This is a genomic window from Nostoc sp., assembly GCF_036917455.1.
Taxonomy (GTDB): Bacteria; Cyanobacteriota; Cyanobacteriia; order Cyanobacteriales; family Nostocaceae; genus Nostoc.
The window spans coordinates 45,427-66,805 of the sequence record NZ_JBALDK010000201.1 but is presented as its reverse complement, the minus strand read 5'-3'; the positions used below and the strand labels follow the sequence as shown (position 1 = coordinate 66,805).

16 protein-coding genes and 1 pseudogene are annotated in these 21,379 nt (G+C 44.3%); 9 read left to right on the top strand and 8 right to left on the bottom strand.

The window, feature by feature from the left end:
* Nucleotides 1-238: 238 nt before the first annotated feature.
* From V7K42_RS21535 to V7K42_RS21525, 3 genes are all read right to left on the bottom strand, one after another.
* The gene (locus V7K42_RS21535; RefSeq protein WP_334919372.1) at nucleotides 239-2,899 is read right to left on the bottom strand and encodes a tryptophan 7-halogenase; all 2,661 of its coding nucleotides are present in this window, start codon (nucleotides 2,897-2,899) and stop codon (nucleotides 239-241) included.
* On the bottom strand, nucleotides 2,884-3,051 hold the full coding sequence (locus tag V7K42_RS21530) for a hypothetical protein (RefSeq protein WP_334919371.1): 168 nt from the start codon (nucleotides 3,049-3,051) through the stop codon (nucleotides 2,884-2,886). Before V7K42_RS21530 ends, V7K42_RS21535 begins: the two co-directional genes overlap by 16 nt.
* 222 nt (nucleotides 3,052-3,273) lie before the next feature.
* The gene (locus tag V7K42_RS21525) at nucleotides 3,274-3,468 is read right to left on the bottom strand and encodes a tryptophan 7-halogenase (protein ID WP_334919370.1); all 195 of its coding nucleotides are present in this window, start codon (nucleotides 3,466-3,468) and stop codon (nucleotides 3,274-3,276) included.
* Between the two features lie 185 nt (nucleotides 3,469-3,653).
* On the opposite strand from V7K42_RS21525, the gene V7K42_RS21520 reads away from it, so the two are divergent.
* The 7 genes and pseudogenes from V7K42_RS21520 to V7K42_RS21490 all read left to right on the top strand — a co-directional run bounded on the left by V7K42_RS21520 (nucleotide 3,654) and on the right by V7K42_RS21490 (nucleotide 14,070).
* Nucleotides 3,654-5,411: an MBL fold metallo-hydrolase gene (locus tag V7K42_RS21520; protein ID WP_334919369.1), complete on the top strand. Its 1,758-nt coding sequence runs from the start codon at nucleotides 3,654-3,656 to the stop codon at nucleotides 5,409-5,411.
* Entirely contained in the window at nucleotides 5,411-7,729 is a 2,319-nt protein-coding gene (locus V7K42_RS21515; protein WP_334919368.1) for a lantibiotic dehydratase, read from the top strand. The genes V7K42_RS21520 and V7K42_RS21515 overlap by 1 nt, the downstream gene beginning before the upstream one ends.
* Nucleotides 7,726-9,228, top strand: a complete 1,503-nt coding sequence (locus V7K42_RS21510; protein ID WP_334919367.1) for an MBL fold metallo-hydrolase — start codon at nucleotides 7,726-7,728, stop codon at nucleotides 9,226-9,228. Before V7K42_RS21515 ends, V7K42_RS21510 begins: the two co-directional genes overlap by 4 nt.
* Nucleotides 9,229-9,417: 189 nt before the next feature.
* A pseudogene (locus V7K42_RS21505) lies at nucleotides 9,418-9,801 on the top strand (ABC transporter ATP-binding protein/permease); the annotation flags it as partial.
* Nucleotides 9,802-10,039: 238 nt separating this feature from the next.
* Entirely contained in the window at nucleotides 10,040-11,392 is a 1,353-nt protein-coding gene (locus V7K42_RS21500) for a histidine phosphatase family protein (RefSeq protein ID WP_334919365.1), read from the top strand.
* Nucleotides 11,393-11,571: 179 nt separating this feature from the next.
* Complete coding sequence (locus V7K42_RS21495) at nucleotides 11,572-12,879, top strand: dihydroorotase (protein WP_334919364.1); 1,308 nt, start codon at nucleotides 11,572-11,574, stop codon at nucleotides 12,877-12,879.
* Nucleotides 12,880-13,161: 282 nt separating this feature from the next.
* Nucleotides 13,162-14,070, top strand: a complete 909-nt coding sequence (locus tag V7K42_RS21490) for a peptidoglycan-binding protein (RefSeq protein ID WP_334919363.1) — start codon at nucleotides 13,162-13,164, stop codon at nucleotides 14,068-14,070.
* A gap of 49 nt (nucleotides 14,071-14,119) precedes the next feature.
* On the opposite strand, the gene V7K42_RS21485 is transcribed toward V7K42_RS21490, so the two are convergent.
* From V7K42_RS21485 to V7K42_RS21470, 4 genes are all read right to left on the bottom strand, one after another.
* On the bottom strand, nucleotides 14,120-15,034 hold the full coding sequence (locus tag V7K42_RS21485; RefSeq protein ID WP_334919362.1) for a TauD/TfdA dioxygenase family protein: 915 nt from the start codon (nucleotides 15,032-15,034) through the stop codon (nucleotides 14,120-14,122).
* A 534-nt stretch (nucleotides 15,035-15,568) separates the two neighbouring features.
* Entirely contained in the window at nucleotides 15,569-16,369 is an 801-nt protein-coding gene (locus V7K42_RS21480) for an SDR family oxidoreductase (RefSeq protein ID WP_334919361.1), read from the bottom strand.
* A 25-nt stretch (nucleotides 16,370-16,394) separates the two neighbouring features.
* The gene (locus V7K42_RS21475; protein WP_334919360.1) at nucleotides 16,395-16,748 is read right to left on the bottom strand and encodes a hypothetical protein; all 354 of its coding nucleotides are present in this window, start codon (nucleotides 16,746-16,748) and stop codon (nucleotides 16,395-16,397) included.
* A gap of 100 nt (nucleotides 16,749-16,848) precedes the next feature.
* Entirely contained in the window at nucleotides 16,849-17,796 is a 948-nt protein-coding gene (locus V7K42_RS21470) for a zinc-binding dehydrogenase (protein ID WP_334919359.1), read from the bottom strand.
* A gap of 317 nt (nucleotides 17,797-18,113) precedes the next feature.
* On the opposite strand from V7K42_RS21470, the gene V7K42_RS21465 reads away from it, so the two are divergent.
* Nucleotides 18,114-18,410 (top strand): acetolactate decarboxylase, encoded by a 297-nt coding sequence (locus tag V7K42_RS21465; protein ID WP_334919358.1) that lies wholly within the window; start codon nucleotides 18,114-18,116, stop codon nucleotides 18,408-18,410.
* A gap of 501 nt (nucleotides 18,411-18,911) precedes the next feature.
* On the top strand, nucleotides 18,912-19,313 hold the full coding sequence (locus V7K42_RS21460) for a VOC family protein (RefSeq protein ID WP_334919357.1): 402 nt from the start codon (nucleotides 18,912-18,914) through the stop codon (nucleotides 19,311-19,313).
* Nucleotides 19,314-19,477: 164 nt separating this feature from the next.
* Here the strand turns inward: V7K42_RS21460 and V7K42_RS21455 are convergent, their stop codons facing one another.
* Nucleotides 19,478-21,196, bottom strand: coding sequence for an NAD+ synthase (locus V7K42_RS21455; protein ID WP_334919410.1), 1,719 nt, complete (start codon nucleotides 21,194-21,196; stop codon nucleotides 19,478-19,480).
* Between the last annotated feature and the right edge of the window lie 183 nt (nucleotides 21,197-21,379).

Genomic DNA, 21,379 nt, shown 5'->3' with positions numbered 1-21,379 from the left:
AGAAGCAGTCTGTTTCGGTAGTAAAAAATACTAAAAATGCCTCTTTAATCCCCCTGCTCCCCCTGCCTCCCCTGCCTATTTCACGAGGATCTCACTTTTTCGCGTTGCTCCCCACTCCATAGTACTTTTCAGCTTAATTAACCTCAAATAAAGCACGAGCTAATCCTGATTGGCGAATAATAGAGCGCAAAGTACCAATCCGTAATTCTTCGTAATTAGGGATAGGAACAGTAATTCACTAGGCAGGAAGCCAGGTGTGTAACCAACTATCTCGGCGCTTGGTAAAGTCGTAAAGCAAATCTGGCCGTTTCTCACGTAAGCAAGAGAGGGCTTCATGTTGGGGCATCGCAGTGCTGGCCAGACCTTTGAGAATTGCCATTTGGCGTTGCCAAGTCGCTGGATCTTCGACAGGTTCCATAAAGCGGGCGGGTACTTGTTGCCCAGCTAATAGTGTGTCATAGGAGTGATCGTCAGAGAAAAAGTCTGGAGGATGTAGTGGATAAAACAGGGAATTTCGGTAAGAGAGGGGGGCACGCTCAGTAAATAAGGCTAATCGCTCTATTGCGCCAGAGATATCTGTATCTCTATTGGCTGCTTGCCAAAAGGGAGTAGATAGACGGTGATTGAACTTGTAATGAATTCCAAGAAACCAACGCAGGGCATCCCAACGATCGCTCATCTTGCGGTTGAGTACGGATTTAACCCCCTCATCTCGCTTTGATGCTGGAAAGTTGGTAAGTAAAAGTTCTAATTCTAAAACAATCGTGTGGATGGCTGTCGATTCTAACGGTTCAACAAAAGCATAGGAATTACCGATCGCTACAACGTTGCCTTTCCAAAAATCCTCATGTCGCCCAGAACGAAACTTCACAAGCCAAGGGTCGCCCATCCCCGGATTTTTGGCACGCATTTCCTCTAAAGCTTCGTCGTCACTACAAAATGCTGAAGAAAATACGTAACCTCGATGATCGGCATCTTCAAAGGGAATATTCCAACACCAGCCATTATTCATGGTTTCGGCTAAGGTGTAAGGTTTAACTGTACCATTATGGGGGACAGTAGCAGCGATCGCTCGATCGGTGCTGAGGGTATCTTGGTAACTCACAAATTTTGAGCCAAGTTTCTGTAGCAACAACGAGCGGAAGCCTGAACAATCAATATATAAATCGTAAGTTAGTTGCCGCCCATCCTCGGTAATTAAATGGGTAATGGTTTCACCATCGGCAGATATCTGGGCATCAGAAATTTGCACATCGATATGTTCTATCCCGGCAGCGATCGCTTCTTCTTGGAGGTAACGAACGAACCGCCGATTATCGAGGTGATACGCCCAGCGAATCTGGTGAAGTAGAGACAAGGGAGTACCATCGCCGCGATCGAAAATGGGAGCGCGATCGGCACTCATCAGCATTGCCCCCAATGATTGATTGTTCAGTGTTGAATCATAGAGGAGAGATTCTAGCAAGCGTCCACGCTGAAATGGAAACGTAAATTCATAATCATCAGGCAGTCCCCACTGAAACTTAATCCCTAACTTCCATGTAGGACGAACTCTCTCATAGAAATCAACGATATCTAGCCCTAAAAAGCGGGGACTATGGAGAAACTTAACGAGTTCTGGAGTAGTCGCCTCGCCCACACCAATCACCGGGATGGCACTCGATTCTAGTAAAGTCACCTTGATGTCTGGTCTGAAAGCACGAAAGGCTAAAGCTGTGAGATAACCAGCTGTGCCGCCCCCCAAAATGCCCACAGTTTGGTAAGCATCAGGGGCTGGGGGGATTGCAGCCTTGGGTGAATTTGGCCAGATCCGCCCAATTTCTTCAGCAGCAGCAGCGATCGCACTTCGTTCGATAACTCCCAACGGCTCATCTAGCTGTGGGACACACTCGTGACACTCACCGCTAGGGAGAAGCCGCTTAATGGTGCGATCGCCCTCCTCTGTAATTTTTAAAACGCTGGTTGCCCGAACTGGTGTTAAGGTCGGTCCTAGAAGGGAAATAGCTTCTTCAAGACAAGCCTGGGCTACAGAGGATAAAATTTGGCTATCCGCCTTGGCAACGATTGGGGTTGAAAGTTGCGGCCAAATATCTTCAAATATCGGTGGTAAGCCTTCTAAAGTGATGATTCGACAGCCAAAACAAGCGGTTGCACCTCGAATAACTGTTGGGCCGATGAGTGCTGTTTCCTGGGAAGCCGTGACAAATAAACATGGAGTGCCACTGGCTAGCGCCGACTTATTGACATCTAACAATGCTTGAAATGGTATACCTTCCAAAGCACAAACAACAAAGTCAAATTCTTTAAAGAGTTGAGATAAGCCAGAAATACTAACAGAGTCTAGACTATCTTGGTATACTGTCGGCGCTAGGGATGACAGATATTTTGAAGTGCCGTTGACGAGTATCCGTTCTTGGTGAAGGGCGCGAAACTCAGGCGTTTGACAGGATGCAAAATTCTTCAGGTAAAAAGCGCGACGATTATCAAAACCTGCGGCAGCAAAGGTTTTAGCGAGAGTATTAAGTAATTGGTGATTGCCTAGTAAAGCGATCGCCTTTTGACCTAACTGCTTAGAGACTATGGGCAACTCCCAGCGATGATTTTGGGGTGCGGCTTCAGTTACTACCTCTTCAATAATATCCAGCTTACTTAAAGCCAAGACAATCTCGTTTAAGTAATTGCGATCGCCAGAATCTGCAAGTTCAGCATAAATTTTTTCAAGCGGACGAACTCCATCAATCAGCGCCAACAGTTTGCGGATAATGCTGGGCTGAATGCCTTCAAGGACGAACGCTTCGCCGCCCACCCAACTACAAACCTCACCCGCTTCACTGAGGATTAAATGGGCATTGGGATTAATTCGAGGCACCTGGGGAATGTTATTTATGAAGTCAGCCATTGAAATTTTCTTTCTTTAACAACCTGAATCGCCTCCTGAATTGGTAAGGCGTTAGCACAATTCTTGATGAAATAGTTTTTGACTTGTCGCCAATTATCTAAATCCAAGGTGTCATTGTTGCTTTGATACTTTGTGGCAACCTGTTGACCCATAAGTAGATAGGTACTTATGTAGGGGAGCAACGCGAAAAAGTGAGATCCTCGTGAAAAGAGCAGGGGAGGCAGGGGGAGCAGGGGGAGCAGGGGGAGCAAGGGGAGCAGGGGGAGTGAAGAGAAAATTTTAGTATTTTTTACGACTTTTATAGCTATAAATACACTTATTTCTTTCTCTTCCCCTGCCTCCCCTGCCTCCCCTGCATCCCCTGCTCCCCCTGCTCACAAAATCGCATTGCTCCCCTTATGTAGAAACCAAGGTATCCAGGCGGTGGTCGCTTCACCCACTACGGGAATGTTTGTGGAATGCACTACAACCACATTAAACCAGGGCATCTTCACCTTCAACGCTAAGGCAGAGAGAAAACCAGCACTACCGCCGCCCAAAACTACGACATTATGTATTGTTTTTTCCACATGAATGAAACTGTTTGTCAGTAATGTTCTGTATTCTAGTATGCAAGCTTCATGGAATTTGGGAATTATTTGCTACCAATCTTAGCAATCGATCCTTCGCTTCTTAAATTCCTTAAAGATTTTCCCCTTCTACTGTTCAAATCGGCTAGGATTTTCTGACAGTACCAACAACGGAAACAATTCTCATGCGTGTCACTATCTGTGGTCATGCTGCTTTATACATCGAAACTATCGATCAACGCATCCTGCTCGATCCATGCTTCTCGGATACACTTGTCGGGGGTACACTTACTTACCATCCTGGTCGGATATTTGAGTTAGACAAACTACCAAACTTGACAGCTTTGGTGGTGACTCATGGACATTTCGATCACTTTCATTTAGAAACCCTCCAAAAACTGCCGCGCGAACTGCCTGTAATTACTGCGGATGAACCGGCACTAGTCGAACAGCTGCAAAAGATCGGATTCTCAAAAATCATAATCTGTCAGCCTTGGCAGGCGATCGCTCTCGGAGAAACTCACTTACTCCCGACTCCTTCAGACCACGAAGAACCAGAGTTTGGGCTGTTAGTTCGAGATGCAACTGGCACATTCTGGCACATGGCAGATGCAGAAGTAACGGCGGAAATTGGAGAAAAAATCACCCAAGAATACGGCGCTATTGATTTAATTTCAACCAAGTATCAGCCAGTTGTACGTGCCAGTATGGGCTATTTGCACGGCATGGGAGCAACATTCGATCGCCAAGGGGTAGTTAGTTGGCTGGAAGCGGCGTGTGCTTGCAACCCGGCTTTGGTGTTCCCTTACGCTTCAGGTTTGTGCTTTAGTGGTCGGCACGCCTGGTTTAACCGCTATGCGTTTCCCTTAAGTTCAGAGGAAACGGTTCGCTTGTTGCAACGTCGGCTTGGTTCCCCAGAACGAGCGAAAACCGTGCGTCCCGGTGATGTGATTGAACTTCAAGCTGGGCAACCTCCACAACGACACGAACAGTCAGCTGATTTCGTTAGAGAAAAGCCATCTCCTGGGTTGCGTTGGGAACCAATCGATATCAGCACCCTCACAGGATTGTCTACACCAGAAGAACGGCGTAACTTGCAACAAAAGCTAGATGTATTCCTGGCAGGGACGTTGGTTTCGTGGCTCAAACATCAGGTCAAACAGACTCACAGCAGTTGGACTAATTTCCCTGCCGAGCAGGTTGTTTGGCAGTTGGTGGTTCATGCTGGAGATGGAGAACGGCTAAACTATGCCATTGATTTTCGTTCAGAGGATTTTTCTGTCTTCTCGGGCGAGCATCCAGAAGCAAACTTTTTTACCCACGTCGCCGGACAAGCTCTTGACGATGTGATGACGGGCAAAATGCCGGGGCTAATTTTTTGGCTGGCGGGTGAGGCTCGTAGTTATGAAAAGGTTATTTCTGTACGCAATGGTCGTTTGGAGTGTCCAAAGTGGCCAAAGACACCCGAAGATTTCCCCTCAGACCCACTGACTTACTATCTCCGTCATTTTGGGACTAGCGAAACTTCTCTTGTTCAGGCTGATGCCCAGTCTGAGAAAGCACCATCACCAGAAAGTGCCAATGATATTCAGATTCTCACCCGCTTAGGGGAGAACGAAGAAGTGATGAACAAAAAAGTTCTACTGGCTTATTTGGCAGTTCAAGAAGCAGAGCGCTTGGGGCTGAAGATTTCTGAGATGGAAATTCAAACAATGTCCGATTCCTTTCGAGAGCAGTTTGATTTACTCGATAGCCAAGATACAGAGCAATGGTTAAAGGAAGCAGGGTTGAGTCTTGAGGGATACTCAGCCGTGATGCGAGATTTCACCGCAGTACTGAAGCTGGAGCAACATTACACTAGGGTAATTGAGCCACTGCTGACCAATCATCGCCGTGTGGCTACAGCTAGATATGCCCGTCCACGAGGGGATACCAACGATTGATGAATCATCCCAAAAAGCAATTTGAGCTTGCCCCCGTTGGTATCTTGCGGGCTGCTGCTTGGCCAATCGAGAGTATTCAGAGTTTTGGGAATCAGGAACTTGCTAGCCTAGCGTTGGCAGCGAGCCGCACAAAGGATGCTCATACCTGGAAGGAATATACAACAGCCTATCAGCAAGTGCATGAAGACGAGCGCGATCGCCTTTGGCAGATGACCGCAGCAGATTCATGGTTTATGAAAGCGCTGCTGTTGTCTAATCCGTCACTCGTCACGGAGGTACAGCGTGGGCTGCCACAAAGACAGGGAAAACGCACTAAAAAAATCCGCCATCTGGAGACAGCGCTGTATCGTTATCTAGCACGGGCTGCGGGACGGACAACACCTTATGGCTTATGGGCTGGTGTCAGTTTAGTCGAGTTTGCTAAGACAGCGCGGCACGATCCGGCTGCGGCTGAGTATTCATTTACACCCGACCTGCGTCCTTTTCAAACGATATTGCGATCGCTAGCTCAACGTTCAATTTATCGTGAAAATGCAACTTGGCGATTAAATCCTACCTTGAGACGACAAGCAGATGGTTCCTGGCTCTTTTGGGGTCGCACTCCACAGGGGTTAGTCGAGCAGCGTGAGATTGAATTTCAAGAAGTTGTGGACATTTTATTAGCAGAACTGACGAAACTGGATCTGGGAACATTAGACGAACTAGCCAAAACAGTAGTAGCCTCACCTAGCTGGAACCATGCAGCAGGAATACAGGATATTTTAAATATCTTCATTGATGGGGGTGTGCTTTTAGGCGGACTCGACCTACCCCATCGTTTTGAAAATCCTTGGGAAGCGTTAACAGTGGTGGCAGACAAGCTAATTGAGTCAGATCGGTGTCTCTGGAATAGCACTATCCAAAAACTGCATTGTCTTTGTGATCCTCTCGCGGCAAAACTTGAGGTGATGTCTGTGGATGCACTTGCAGATTCTCTGCAACAAGCAAAAACGTTTATTCAAGAACTCGCTCAAGCCCTTGATGTTTCCCTCGTCCAGCTATCCGAGCCAGTATTGCATTGCGATTTGGGGCTACCCTTTCGGATTACCATCGATGAGGCGCAGCAAAACGTTTTGTTGCAAACACTTGCAGATTATGAGCGCTGCTGGATTAATGATGCAAGTCCAGCCTCGGCAATGCGGATGGCGTTTCGCGAGCGACTCAAACAAGAATTTGCGACGGGTGTTGCACTAGGGGATCTCAAATCCACCCTGGTTTCTGAAATGAGAGCGGCTCATAGCCATCCTGAAGTTGTCACCCGGTTAGAGGCATGGGAGCGATCGCTATCGCAAAATACAGAAATAGTCGTTCTCGAAACCAACAGCAATACGCCAAAGTCGGTGTCTACGGCTCCTTTCGGTTGCTTGTTCGCGGGTCTATTTGAGTCTTTCCAACTGGTAGTTCACGGCATTAGTGACGATCCGGTGCGAATCTTTGCTCGGTTTAAAGACTTATTGAATGAAAATAATTTATTGCATTCTTGGTTTCAAGAAAAGCTTGACTGTTTGGCAAGCCAACATCAAATTCAAATCGCAGAATTAAAAAGTCCCTTTGAGTCAAATCCAAATGTACTGGCTCGTCCCCATTTCAACCTTCTTCCCATTGAGTTATGGGGGGCGAGTCAAGATACTCCATCCCTCGCCGATGCAGAAATCTTTCTAGACCCAAAAACACAACTACCTTTTTTAAAATTGCGTTCGGCTTCGCCGCGCTGTAAGCGTTCGCTCCCCAACCCAGTAGCAGTTTTCTGGTTTTCCTTGGCTGCGGTTAATGCCCGTGACCCCATCTCTGAACAATTACTTTGGACTACCTTTCAAGATAATCCGACGGCGATCTTTCGTGCTGCCACCTTGCCGATGCAGATTGAACTGACTGCACCTCGTTTCACTCCTCGCGTTCAGCTGCCAAAAGCAGCGATATTACGTCCTCGGAGGACAGTTTTGAGTGGGCAACTATTAGCAGAACTTGCCACATTATCTGCAACAGAGTTGTTCGCAAGGTGGCAGCAATTAGCTTCTGAGTATGGCTGGCCGATGCTGCTCAATCTGCAAATAGAGGGCAAGCATTCACTTATTCTGCATCGAGATAGCCCTTTATCTCTTGAGTCGTTTTTCAAAAAAGACCTGCAAAAACAAACCCGATGGCTAATTGTAGAAGAGTTGGTCAATCAATCTTGGCTAGTTGACCCAAAAGGACAGCATTACATGGCAGAACTGGCCTTACCCTTTGCCCGTACTGAACATGGGTGGTCGTCGCGTAGAGGAAATAGCTTTATATGATACGTCGAAAATTAAGCAGCACCATTGGATTTCAACTCATCTATCAAGACGAAACCCAGTTTGGCAGTGCCATAACCGGACAATGCGACACTATCATCCGTCGCTACTGCACTGATATCACAGCACACCGCCATCAATACGGGCTTGCAGATGTGGTAGCTCATTCGCGGGAATTGCTGGCAGCGACAATGGTTCCCGGTGGTCTTGCAGATTTGTATCAGCGTCCTGGTGTGCTTTTGGAAGATTGGCTTTATCCCGATACCAAAGCCGTTAAACCTGTTGCGCTTCAGTTGGAACGTAATATTGGCGAAAGTATCGTCATTCTCGAATTATCACCTCATCTCCTGTCCGATTTGGCTTTGTATTTAGGAGAATGGCAACAAGGAAGTACAACTCCGACTGCAACCATTGCCCGCGAGTTATGGAACGTGTTGAGTGATTATGGCGCACTGGTTGAATTCAATGAACTATCCGTCAAGCCACAACTTGGCCATGCTACCTTTGTTGGTCATTCAACCCTGCGGCTCAGTGATGGCAACTCTAGTATTCTCTTCGATCCATTTTTGTTGCCCAAGTCTGAGGTTTATCCGCCAAACTACCAACCCCTCAGCTTAGAGGAAATGGGACAACCCGATGCTGTATTCATCACCCATTCTCACCCCGATCATTTTGATTTGGGAACCTTGCTGCGACTTGGTGCAAACACGCCAATCTTCCTTCCCGAAGTCAAGCGAGAATCTGTATTGGTGATCGATATGGCATTGCGGCTGCGTCAGCTTGGGTTCAAGAATATTCACACACTTGGCTGGTTCGACGAAACCCAAATTGACAGGATGCGAGTTATTGCCTTACCCTTCTACGGAGAACAGCCAACTGTTGCTGAAGCGTTACATCCAGATATTCGCAATGAAGGTAACACCTACCTTGTTGAATACTGCGATCGCCGTGTAGCACTGACAGCAGACTCAGGGACTGACTGCTTGGGAGATGTCAAAAAACTGGCAGCCGCAGCCTTAGAACGTTATGGTTCCCTTGATACTTTATTTGGAGGATATCGAGGTTTTGGACTGTATCCAATTCAATATCTCTTTTCATCAGTCGCTCGCTATCTTCCTTTTGTACCAGAGAAAAGCTGGCAAGTCCGCCAAAAGATGATGTGCGATGCTGATGATTTAATTGATGTAGCGGAAATTTGGAATGCCAAACGAATTGTACCGTACTCTGATGGTGGCGCTCCTTGGTATTGGCAGCGCGGTCTTGGCCCTTGCCTTGATGGATCGCAAGCACACATCATGGCAGTCGATCCAACCCCAGAGCATGTTTGTCAGGTAGCAACTGTGCGCTCTGGAACCCGCAAAGATGGAGCGATCGCTTCTCCTGTATCGATTTGCTTGCTTCGCCCTGGAGATGCTCTTGCGTTTGCTCAAGAAGATACGCAAGTAGTTCAAAACCAATCTTGGCCATATTTTAAGTCGCTAGGGGAGCAACTCTTGAGCTAAATATGACTTACGCATGAGTTATGGAATAACGAACCGCAGAGGCGCAGAGGACACGGAGAAATCAGAGTTTGAGAGATATTTTGCGTAAGTCCTACTAAAGAACGAATTAACCTTTCAATTGTCGGCTTGGAGGCACAATATAGGTGAATTTTCTTCAGCAATTTTTGTCTCGGCTTTTCTAATAGTCTCTTACAAGAGACAAAAACAACGTTTATTAGTGTTGGACATAGGGAAAGTCTATTTGATTATCACCAATGGGTTTTGGAACTTTCACAAGATTCTAGTTGGCAACTTTTGACTGTCCAGGATTATCGAAATCAAAAAGCAAGCATTCCTAAACCCTCTGCAAATACTCCAGCTAAAATAGATGATTTTTCTTTAGAAAAATCTCCAAACAAGTCAGAAATTAGTACAATTGGAGGGCTTTCATATAAAGAAATGAATGCCTTAACGCCATATTCTCTTAGCACTATTAGAAGCAAGGCAAGTAAAGGAGAGTCGATCGCTACTACGGACGGCTTTATCTACCGCTATGACAAAGACCCAAAGGGATCGAAATGGGTTAGAGTTTAGCCCGCACTTACACAGCTAATTTAGGTATTGTATAAGTACAGATTAGTAGACAAAGAAGTCCTGAACATAATAAACGATCTTTAAGAAAAAATTGAGGGTTTTAAATCCACAGAGATGGATTTTGCCTGTGTAGTTACGCTTCCTAACTACCCTTTTAACTAAATCCGCCTTTCTGGGTCGGTAATTCTGCAATCATTTTGCAGTAGAATTAATCGTCTAGATACAGGAGGGCTTTAAAATGACTCGTGTCATCATTGTGCGCCACGGTCAAAGCGGTTATAATACCGAGCGGCGTATTCAGGGACGCACTGATGCGTCAACATTAACCGAAAAAGGTCGTAACGATGCAAGTATTGTTGGCAAAGCCCTCAGCAATATTATATTTAATGCTATTTATAGCAGTCCCCTGCAACGAGCGAAACATACAGCAGATATTATCCATAGTGAGTTAGCTACTCATCCTGAACAGTCTGCCGTAATCCAAGTTTCTAATTTGCTGCTAGAAATTGACCTGCCTTTATGGGAAGCACTGCTAACTTCTGAAGTTAAGCAAAAATTTGCCGAAGACTACCGCACTTGGCACCAACGGCCTGATGAACTGCGGATGCTGCTAAATGATGCAGAGGGAACAAGAGAACATTTTCCTGTTCTTGCTTTATACGAACAAGCGCGGCAGTTTTGGCAAGAAACTTTGTCTCAACATCAAGGCGAAACTATTCTGATAGTGGGACATAACGGCATTAATCGCGCTCTGATTAGTACAGCTTTGGGAATCTCTGCAAGTCGCTACCATTCAATTCAGCAATCTAACTGTGGCATCAGTGTACTTAATTTTGCTGGGGGATTGGGTGAACCAGTCCAGCTAGAATCTTTAAATCAGACGCAACACACTGGAGAGGCTTTACCTTCATTGCGACCGGATCATCAAGGAATACGTTTATTACTAGTGCGTCACGGCGAAACCGACTGGAATCGCCAAACTAGGTTTCAAGGACAAATTGATGTTCCCCTCAACGACAACGGTAGACAACAGTCGCAAAAAGCAGGCGAATTTCTCCAAGAGGTAGCGATTGATTTTGCTTGCAGTAGCCCAATGCTGCGTCCTAAAGAAACAGCAGAGATTATTTTAAAACAGCATCCTAATGTAAAGTTAGACTTGCAAGATGGTTTAAGAGAAATCAGCCACGGACTTTGGGAAGGAAAATTAGAAACAGAGATAGAACAAGAATTTCCCGGAGAGTTGCAACGCTGGCGGTTAGTACCAGCCCAAGTGCAAATGCCTGAAGGGGAAAATTTGCAAGAGGTGTGGGAACGGAGCGTTGCAGCTTGGAAATCAATAGTAGAAGCCGCATCAACTAATCAGTTCAAAACTGTATTAGTAGTAGCTCACGACGCAACTAATAAAACCTTACTTTGTCACATTTTAGGTTTATCGCTGGAAAATTTCTGGAATTTCCGTCAGGGTAATGGCGCAGTCAGCCTTATCGATTACCCTTCTGGAATCGATGGTTTACCAGTATTACAAGCTATGAACATCACCACTCATTTTGGTGGTGGCGTACTAGATAAAACAGCAGCAGGGGCATTGTAAAAAAGTTAGTAGTTAGGAGTGAGGACTTAGAAATAAAGTTAGGAGTGAAAAATTATGAGTGATGAATAAAGTTAAAAATGATGAGCAAGGAACAAATAACTGATAACTCCTAACTTATAACTGATAACTCCTAACTCCTAACTCCTAACTTTATTCTTAACTCATAACTAAAAAGCTTTATGACTGAACTGCTGCAAAAAGTACGGGTAATTGACCCAGTTTCTAAAATTGACGAACTCTTTGATGTGCTAATTGCTGATGGTTATATTAAAGAAGTAGCTTCGCACATTGCTGATATTCATTCCGATACTCAAATTAAAGATTGCCAAGGATTAGTTCTTGGGCCTGGGTTAGTGGATTTGTACAGCCACTCAGGTGAACCAGGGTTTGAAGAACGGGAAACTCTCTTGTCTCTTTTACAAGCTGCTTCTGCTGGCGGCTTTACCAGAGTTAGCATTTTACCCGATACATCTCCAGCTATTGATAACCCTGCACTTGTGGCACAGTTGCAGAATAAAGGTGGAGAGATAGGGAGGATGAGGGAGAAAGAGAAAACTAATTTGTCTCCCCTGCTCCCCTGCTCCCCTGCTCCCCTGCTTCATCTCTGGGGCGCTATCACCCTAGATGTTGCTGGGAAGCAAATGACGGAATTAGCAGATTTAGCGTCTGCTGGAGTTGTTGGTTTTAGCGATGGTAAACCCTTTGAAAATTTGGCGCTGGTGCGGCGAGTGTTAGAGTATCTCCAGCCGTTGGGTAAACCAGTCGCATTTTGGCCTAGCGATCGCCAGTTAACAGCAAATGGTGTAATGAGAGAAGGGGTAGATGCTCTCCGTTTCGGTTTACCACCAATACCCGCCAGTGCAGAAACCACTGCGATCGCAGCTATACTTGAATTGGTTGCAGCCATCGGTACACCAGTCCATATCATGCGCGTCTCCACATCTCGCAGCGTGGAATTAATCGCTTCAGCCAAAGCTGCTGATTTACCCATCACCGCCAGCACCACCTGGATGCACCTTTTACTTGATACAAAAGCAGTTAAGAGTTATCACACTAGCTTGCATTTAGACCCGCCTTTAGGCAATCCCAGTGATGTCGTGGCATTGCGTGCGGGGGTACGTACAGGCGTTATAGATGCGATCGCGATCGATCACACACCCTACAGCTACGAAGAAAAAGTCCAAGCCTTTGCCGAAGCGCCTCCAGGAGCAATTGGTTTAGAGTTAGCATTACCTTTGCTGTGGCAATATCTAGTTGAAACTGAAGAATTTACAGCATTAGAGTTATGGCGAGCATTGAGTCTTAGTCCAGCAGAGTGTTTGGGGCAAAAAGTCAGTGCGATTCTACCTCATCAACCAGCAGAACTTACTTTATTTGATCCCCAGCAAATCTGGAAAGTCGAACGAAAAAATCTTTATACACTTTCACAAAATACACCTTGGTTGGGACAACAAATGAAGGGTCATGTTGTGCAAACCTGGTGTTAAAAAATTGTTAGACTTGGCACGATAATATTTTTCACATCTTCCAGTACAACTTTATACTCATCATATTCATATATCTTCTAAATATTACGGAAAAAATTTAATAGAAATTTCCAATAAATAGTCTTTTATTCAGTTTCATTTCTATAAATTTTTGTGTGCTGAATCATAAATTAATAGTAAAAATTGTGACATCATATTCTAGCCAATAGTATAGTTTCAAACAACATCAATTTTTAGAATGATGTTTATACTTAGAAGTAAGTAAATGAAAGCAGGTGCATAATGAAACTACAAGATTTCTTGGGAAAAGATGAGAAATGGTCATTTGATGCGATCGCTCAAGATGCAGACTTAACTCGTCAGATTCAGATATTGTTAATCGGCTTAGGTTTGCTAGAACCTCCAGCCGATGGGATATTTGGCCCTGTTTCTGTAATATCTCTCAAAAAATTTCAAGAATTAGCAAAGACTGAAGAGAGTGGCTTTTTAGGAGCAGTCACAGCCAAGAAACTGATTGAAACAAAAATAGACGATCTTCCTAAACAACCTTTAAAACTTGGTAATGACATTGCTAGTAGGATTGTGAAATACTTGCTATCCAAAAATTATCAAGTATTCACCAATCCAAAAGAATATAACATTGTTTATATTGAAGGTATAAATGCAGACTGGAATCTCAATAGTGATACGCCTAATCAATTTAACGATCGCCGGATTGTCATTGAAGTAGTAAATGGCGTTCCCAAAATCGTAGATCACTGGGAAGCTACTACAGAACCAGGGAAGTACTACACTTATAATCCGATGAATCCCAAAGGAGCAGCAAGAATTCAGTTTGGGCAATACAAAGCTTGGTCTGTTGGCATCCACGGCACAGCAGAACCTCACGAAGCATTAGTACAAACTGGAGATATAACTGTTTGTAGAGATTTCAACCAAGATTTTAAACGGACTGGCGACAAGCTTGATACAGGTGATAATTTTTATGTGAATCAACACTATGGCTTTGATTTCCCCAGGAATGATATTCGCCTTGCTAGTGCGGGTTGTTTAGTAGGACGGACTCGTGACGGACATAGAGAGTTTATGAGGATTATTAAACAAGACCGGCGTTATGTCGCTAATCGCAAATACGCTTTTTACACTAGCGTGATTCCTGGAGATGATTTCGTCAAAACTTTTCCAGCTTAAAATATCCTCTTAGGGGCAGCATTCTGCCCCATGTGGAAATACCCAAATATTACGCAGTCACCGCCTCGCGTCGGTTGTATTCAGAAGCGTCTCCCTTGATAGCCTCACTTTGTTTACCATCAATGCCAACTGGGAGATCGCCGACAATTGTCACTCGTTGAACGCGGCGGGGCTGGTTTTCGTAATCTGCGATCGCATAATGTTGAGTAGCCCGATTATCCCAAAAGGCTACATCACCAACTTGCCAACGCCAACGAACCGTGTTCTCAGGACGTGTTATGTATGCTTGCAACAGCCGGAGAATATCATCCGATTCAGTCGTTGATAAGCCACGGAACTGGCGCACAAATCCACCGATAAATAGCCCACGCTCCCCAGATTCAGGATGGATACGTACAACTGGGTGCAGAGTCTCGTATACAGTCGAGGTGAAGACAGCCCGTTGAGCTTTGACATCTTCAGGTAGGTCGAATCCAGTTGCATAGTCGTAAGCGTTGCTGTGTACTGCCCAAAGTTGATCGGCGAGACTACGCAGATGAGTGGGTAAATCTTGGTATGCAGTCACAGAGTTTGCCCAGATTGTATCACCACCCGTTGGGGGAATATCAAGCGCTCGTAAGATAGAGCCGAGAGGAGGACGGTCTACAAATGTCACATCGGTATGCCAGTTATTGGCGCGGGAAGTGGTGCGCCCATAATTCAGGTCTAAAACTTCTGGGTTTTCTGGAAGCGATGGTACGGTGGGGTGAGCTGTAGTCAGTTTACCGAAACGACGAGCGAAGGTAACTTGTCCATCAGCATCGAGTTGTTGCTGATCGCGAAAAAAGATCACTTTGTGTTTGACTAAAGTCTTGCGAATATCGCTGATAATGTCATCGCTAAGGTGAGAACTCAGGTTAACACCAATAATTTCAGCACCGATCCGTCCTGCAACTGGTTTGATATCAAAGTATTGAGAACCCATGTTTTTATCTCCAAAAAGTTTATGTTTAGGATTAGCCTTTTCAAGTTGAGTGAAAATTTGCATCAATAAATTACAATCTCTTGACTCTGTGTTCTCTGTGCCTCTGTGGTTAAATAAAAAATCTTTTATTTAACCACAGAGACGCGGAGGAAGACACTTGCATGGGCGGGTTTCCCGACTTGAGCAAAGTGTCCGTGGTGCAGAGAGAAAAAAGAGATTTGATAAATCAACTTGCAAAGACTAATGTTTTTACTTAGAGGTTGAATGAACAAGTATTTCACTGTCATTTTAGGCACTTTGAGATCCCCCCTAACCCACGCCAGTCGCTCATGGGGGAAACCCCCAAGACCACGCTGGCTCCCATTTTCAAGGGTGGAACTGGAATCAAAGTCTCCCGATAAATTGGGAGATTTAGGGGGATCTAGAACTTTTTATACCAACAACAGGACTTTTCAAATAACCTTTTATGTTGTCAGCATTCATTCAATTTTGGATTGAACGAAAAATCTGCTGATTTCTGATTCCTTTTATCTGCTAAATACCAGGAGTAGAGCCGCCATCAACGATAATCTCTGTTCCTGTAATCGATGCAGCTAGATCGGACACCAAAAATAACGCTAACGCGGCAATTTCTTCTGGCTGGGCGATTCTTTTTAAAGGAATATTTTGGATGTTTTGTGCCTTTACTTCCTCGACAGTGATTCCTTGTGCTTGGGCGTTTTGCTGAGCTAAAGTCTCGGCACGCTCAGTAGCTGTAGCACCGGGTGATATGGCATTTATGCGAATCTTATACTCAGCTAACTCTTTAGAAATACCCTTTGTAAAGTTGAGCAAAGCAGCATTGCTTGTACCACCAGCGAGGAAGTTAGGGCGAGGTGTACGTCCTGCACCGCCAACTATATTAACAATCCGTCCATCACCGCGACTTTTTTGATGAGGAACAACGGCTCTAACTAGGCGGATGTAGCCCAATAATTTTAAGTTCCAAGCATCCAAAAATAAATCATCAGTGGATTCAAGGAAAGATCCAGCACGGGCTGAACCAGCGTTATTAATCAAGATATCAATCTGATTAAATTGTGCCAATGTTGTGGAGACAACTTTCTCAATATCTTCTGTTTTTGTTAAATCAGCACTGATGGCAATAACTTTCGCGCCTGATGTTGGTAGCGACTGGATGGCAACTACTGCATTTTCTAGTCTTTCTTGATTACGAGCTGCGATCGCAACATTTACACCTTCACTATAAAGGGCTTTGGCAGTAGCTAAACCAATTCCTGCACTTCCTCCTGTAACGATCGCAGTTTTACCTGATAGTTTTAGTTCTAAACTCATACAAATTCATCCTCATAAATTTAATTTACTTGCGAACCAATAATATTGCCGATTGAGAGCCTGTATTATGGATATCTAAAATGGCTTGTCTTTCCTCAGATGTACAACCCAGAAGTATCTTGATTTCTGTATCCCACTTTTCTAAATCAATACTACAAATAACGGCAGTTACTGTTTGATTTAACAAGCTCCCTATCCAGAGATCAATATTATTTCCGTCTCCAGATTGAGTATCTTGTAAATACCCATAATCCAGTGGATAAACGAAAGATGGATAACGTGGATGTGATGTTCCTTTTGGGCGATCTATCTTGAGATTACTAGCTGCTACAAGTTGATATAGTTTGAACCAAAAGTCAGCATAATTCGTATTTATCACCCCACTAATAAATCTGCTTGATTGCAATAAGCAAAAAATTAGTCTTTCTCCATAAATGAGTGGATGAAAAGAGAATTATTTACAAATTATTCGGTAATACTCAATTTGAAATGTGCAACACAGCCTTACCAGGAAAACGCCTGTCAAGTAGTTGCTGCGCTACATCAGCTATTTGTGTCCAAGAAGCTTCTAAATCAATGTGAGGATGCAACTGACCAGTTTCTACTAGACTCAAAAGCCGTTTTAGACCGACTGCGGCTGATTCAAATCTCAATTCATCGAATAGACGTAAACCATACAGGCTCACACTACCAGTCCCGAAAAATTGGGCAGCGTTGAATGTCACCTCTGCTCCCCCAGATACTCCATACAGAACAGTTTTGCCATCCTGTGCCAGTAAGCCAAGGGCTACCCCCAATGTCTTGCCACCCACTGACTCAATAATTAGATGATAAGGGCCATACTCACTGGCAGGTGAAAGGTCTTCGCTAATCACTACTGATTGTGCCCCTGCTTCTCTAACTAGAGTTTCATAGCCAGCTTGACGAATATGTGCCACAACTTGCGCCCCTGACAGTCGCGCCAATTGGATAGCGAAGTAACCAACCCCTCCTGATGCACCTGTTACCAAAACTGCACGACCTAAAAGCAAACCACCTTTTAAAACTGCATGGTATGCAGTTAGACCAGCTACAGGCAGTGTGGCAGCTTGAGCAAAAGATACCGATGGCGGCAGTTCTGCTAAGGCGTTAGTAGGAACAGATACAAGTTCCGCCCAAGCACCGGCGCGGCGTAAGCCAACTACACGCGCCCCTTGGGAAGGCCCTGATCCATCAGCCGCAGAGATTTCCACTACACCTGCCAAGTCCCAACCAGGCTGCCAACCAGCCTCAGCAGTGGTTGAACGTTTTATTTCTCCCCGATTCAGAGAAATCGCCGCTACCCTGACTAGAGCTTCATCTGGAGCAGGCTTTGGTGTATTCACTTCACTCAGTGCCAAACGCCCTGGCACATTGGGGTCAACAATCACAGCACGTATTTTGCTCATAAGGTTGCCCTGGCTTAGAGATTAATTTCTAGTTCGTTGGTTCGTAATGTACTGCGTGCAATAGATAAACTCGATTCCAAATCCTTGTAACTAGGTTAACGAAATTCCCTAAAATACGGTAACCTTATTGTGTTACCGTATTTTAAGGTGTAAAAAGAAAGCTATCACAGACAGCCAGAATAATCAAGCACTTTGCAAAAAGATTTGTTTCATCAATAGTTACATCTATTGCTGTGTTGTCACCTAGTCGCTATCAACCTCCTACCTGGCTGTATGACTAGCTGCTTTCCAAGTTTCTCTAGATTTTGCTGGGCAGTATGGGAAAATTCAAAATTAAGAACTTTTATATCTTTGGTGTGATGAAACTCAGGCGTTATTTCTGGATAACTATTTTAACCATCACTGCATTATTAGTTTCTATTTTCCCAGCGATGACTCAGCAATACACGTCATCAAATATCCTATTTAAAGCATCTACAATTAGCCCTCTCGCAGTGGGAATTTTTGACGATACTACTAATTTTAAGCAATTGAAAAAACACGGTAATTTTGGTTTGGGGACAGTAAATTCTCTGGATGGAGAAATGGTGGGATTAGATGGTAAATTTTATTAGATAAAAGTTTTAGATCCCCCTAAATCTCCCTTAAAAAGGGGGACTTTTAGAGACTTTGCCCCCCTTTTAAGGCAGGGCTGTTTCATTCCCTAAAGAGCGCTAAATATCAAGGGTTCTAGCGATTTAAAATTGATTATTTTGTTACCAGCGTGCCAAGAAAATGAACAATCTTACTGTTGTTTAAGTGCTTAAAAGTTCATCTTCTCGTCACTATCACTTACAATTTTCTCGCTAACCATCTTGATAAATCCTGTTTGGAATAGAATGAATCAGCTCTGGGGGTTGGGGGGAGCAATAAGTGCCTAAAATTACAGCCAACCACTTTTAAAACATCCTTTTAGATGGACAATTCCAAAATGCTAAAGTAGAACTAGATCCTTTATCAAGGGTTGAGATAAATTTGCCTAAGACTGCTGAATTTAGCCAAGCTGATTTGGGAGATGGCAGATCGGCTGAAGTCAACAAAGTTAAAAGGTAACTAAATATTTTTGGATGAAAGCTATGTCACTACCAGAAACTATTGCAAAAGAAAAGGATACCCGTCCGCCGGTGGCGATTGGGCATGTGAGATTATATGTGAGTAATGTAGCGGAGGCTAGCGATTTTTTTGTCAAGATAGGGCTGCGGCCGATCGCCCAATCAGAACAATTAGCTGTTTTAGAATTGCGGGGAGGAACGCACTTAGTTTTAAGAACAAGTTTAGAAGCGATCGCTCCTGGAATGAATGCGCCTTTCGATCTGATGGTAGATGATGTTGTCGCTACCAGAGAGACTTTTAGGAAGTGGGGACTGACTGTTTCTGAGATCGAAACAGGTAGAATCCACAGTTCATTTAGTTTGACTGGGCCGGATGGCTATTTATTGACGCTGACTTCTTCACACACAGGCGATAGAGAAGTTTAACAACAAAGGTGTCATCTGTCAGAATTGGGCATGAATTAGAGTCAGACTTAGGCATAGGTGCGTGAGTTTACCGTTTTTTCTAATCTCAGTAGAATCACAGTATGGACAATACACAGTAGAACACCTTAATTCATTCCTCTATTATGCAACGCCCATTTTGTCTGTCACAACAAACTAAGATTAGGTGTAGCTGTGATTTTAGTCTGATAAGCCTTTTTGACACCAACCCAGTTACTAGCAATTGGCATTCGCCAACCAGTCCCGAAGGCGCGATCGGTGATTTTTAAACCTGGGGGTGCTTGTCGCCGTTTAAATTCAGCCCGCGCCACCATTTGGATTACTCTATCTACAATCACCGAATCGTGACCGACTGCAACAATTTGCGCTGCTGATTGGTGGTTATGAACTAGGCGTTGCAAAATATCGTCCAAAATTTCGTAGGGCGGTAGAGAGTCTTGATCCACTTGACCTGGTTTGAGTTCAGCGCTGGGTGCTTTAGTCAAGACGTTTTGCGGGATGATTTCATTATTGCGATTTAACCATTGGCAAAGTGAATACACACGGGTTTTCGGAACATCTGCAATCACTGCTAACCCGCCATTCATATCGCCGTAGAGGGTACAGTAACCCACAGCCATTTCTGACTTGTTACCCGTAGATAAAAGCAGGTAGCCAAATTTATTAGCGATCGCCATTAATAAATTACCGCGAATCCGAGACTGGATATTTTCTTCAGCTAGTCCAAACTCAGTACCTGCAAACAAATCGTCTAAAGTTCGATCGAAGCCTTGCATTAACTCGCCAATTGGTAAAAGATTAGTCTTAATCCCCAAATTGTCGGCTAATGCCACAGCATCACTGATAGAATGCTCGGAACTGTAAGGGGAAGGCATGAGAACACCGAGGACATTTTCTTTACCAAGTGCAGCAGCTGCGATCGCAGCTACGATTGCCGAGTCAATCCCACCACTTAAACCCAACACTACTTTAGAAAAGCGACACTTGCGAGCATAATCTCGCACTCCCAAAACCAAAGCTTGCCAAATTTCTTCATCTTCTGATTCATCCGCAGATACTACAGAACCCAACTGGAAATCGCGTTGTATTTGATCAAATTCAACTACTAATAAATCGGTGTCAAAACCACGGGCGCGACATATAACTTCACCTTGACGATTTAAGGCAAAACTACGCCCATCAAAAATTAGATCGTCATTTCCCCCAACCTGATTAGCATAAATAATTGGCTGTTGAAAACGGACTGCACTATGCTTGAGCATTGTTTCTCGAAGCTGCTGCTTGCCTAGCGTGTAGGGCGAAGCAGATAAATTCACAATCAAATCTACACCCAAAATTGCTAAATCAGCAATAGGATTTACTGCATAAGTTCGTTTGCCCCAGAATTCCTCATCATTCCATAAATCTTCGCAAATAGTTACGCCAATATGGATATCATCTAAAGTGAAATAATTAGCTTGTAACCCTGCTTCAAAATAGCGACGTTCGTCAAATACATCGTAAGTAGGCAAAAGTCGCTTGTGAAAAACTTGCTTGACTTTGCCATCTTCTAACAAAGCTATGCTGTTAAATAATGTTTTCCCGCCTGTAATAGAGGCTTCGAGATTTTGTTCAACAGTTCCTACCAACACAGCTAAATGTGGCGGTAAATCTTGAGCCAAGTTTTGTAAAGTGATACCCATTGCTTCCACAAAACTAGGATTTAGTAATAAATCTCTAGGTGGATAGCCACATAAAGAAAGTTCCGGTGTGAGCAACAAACGCGCCCCGCTAGATGCCGCGCGTTGTGCCGCCTCCAGAATTTTTTGGGCATTTAAAAGCAAATCACCAATTGTCGGATTAATTTGAGCGATCGCAATTTTCATATTATTTGTCATTAGTCATTGGTCATTTGTCAAGAGTCAAGAGTCACTTATGACTTATGACTTTGCAATCCGGTTCGGTTAACGTTTTAATATTTTGAAGATCCCCCCAACCCCCTTAAAAAGAGAGGCTTATAACCCTCTTCTACCCCCTTTTTAACCCGGATTTCTCACCAAGGGGAGAGG

Excerpts from the sequence above, each read along its gene's own strand:
- V7K42_RS21490 (WP_334919363.1), top strand. The coding sequence starts at position 13,162 with ATGAAACTACAAGATTTCTTGGGAAAAGATGAGAAATGGTCATTTGAT.
- V7K42_RS21455 (WP_334919410.1), bottom strand. The coding sequence starts at position 21,196 with ATGAAAATTGCGATCGCTCAAATTAATCCGACAATTGGTGATTTGCTT.
- V7K42_RS21485 (WP_334919362.1), bottom strand. The coding sequence starts at position 15,034 with ATGGGTTCTCAATACTTTGATATCAAACCAGTTGCAGGACGGATCGGT.
- V7K42_RS21470 (WP_334919359.1), bottom strand. The coding sequence starts at position 17,796 with ATGAGCAAAATACGTGCTGTGATTGTTGACCCCAATGTGCCAGGGCGT.
- V7K42_RS21515 (WP_334919368.1), top strand. The coding sequence starts at position 5,411 with ATGAATCATCCCAAAAAGCAATTTGAGCTTGCCCCCGTTGGTATCTTG.
- V7K42_RS21520 (WP_334919369.1), top strand. The coding sequence starts at position 3,654 with ATGCGTGTCACTATCTGTGGTCATGCTGCTTTATACATCGAAACTATC.
- V7K42_RS21535 (WP_334919372.1), bottom strand. The coding sequence starts at position 2,899 with ATGGCTGACTTCATAAATAACATTCCCCAGGTGCCTCGAATTAATCCC.
- V7K42_RS21465 (WP_334919358.1), top strand. The coding sequence starts at position 18,114 with ATGGGAAAATTCAAAATTAAGAACTTTTATATCTTTGGTGTGATGAAA.
- V7K42_RS21500 (WP_334919365.1), top strand. The coding sequence starts at position 10,040 with ATGACTCGTGTCATCATTGTGCGCCACGGTCAAAGCGGTTATAATACC.
- V7K42_RS21460 (WP_334919357.1), top strand. The coding sequence starts at position 18,912 with ATGTCACTACCAGAAACTATTGCAAAAGAAAAGGATACCCGTCCGCCG.
- V7K42_RS21480 (WP_334919361.1), bottom strand. The coding sequence starts at position 16,369 with ATGAGTTTAGAACTAAAACTATCAGGTAAAACTGCGATCGTTACAGGA.
- V7K42_RS21510 (WP_334919367.1), top strand. The coding sequence starts at position 7,726 with ATGATACGTCGAAAATTAAGCAGCACCATTGGATTTCAACTCATCTAT.
- V7K42_RS21530 (WP_334919371.1), bottom strand. The coding sequence starts at position 3,051 with ATGGGTCAACAGGTTGCCACAAAGTATCAAAGCAACAATGACACCTTG.
- V7K42_RS21495 (WP_334919364.1), top strand. The coding sequence starts at position 11,572 with ATGACTGAACTGCTGCAAAAAGTACGGGTAATTGACCCAGTTTCTAAA.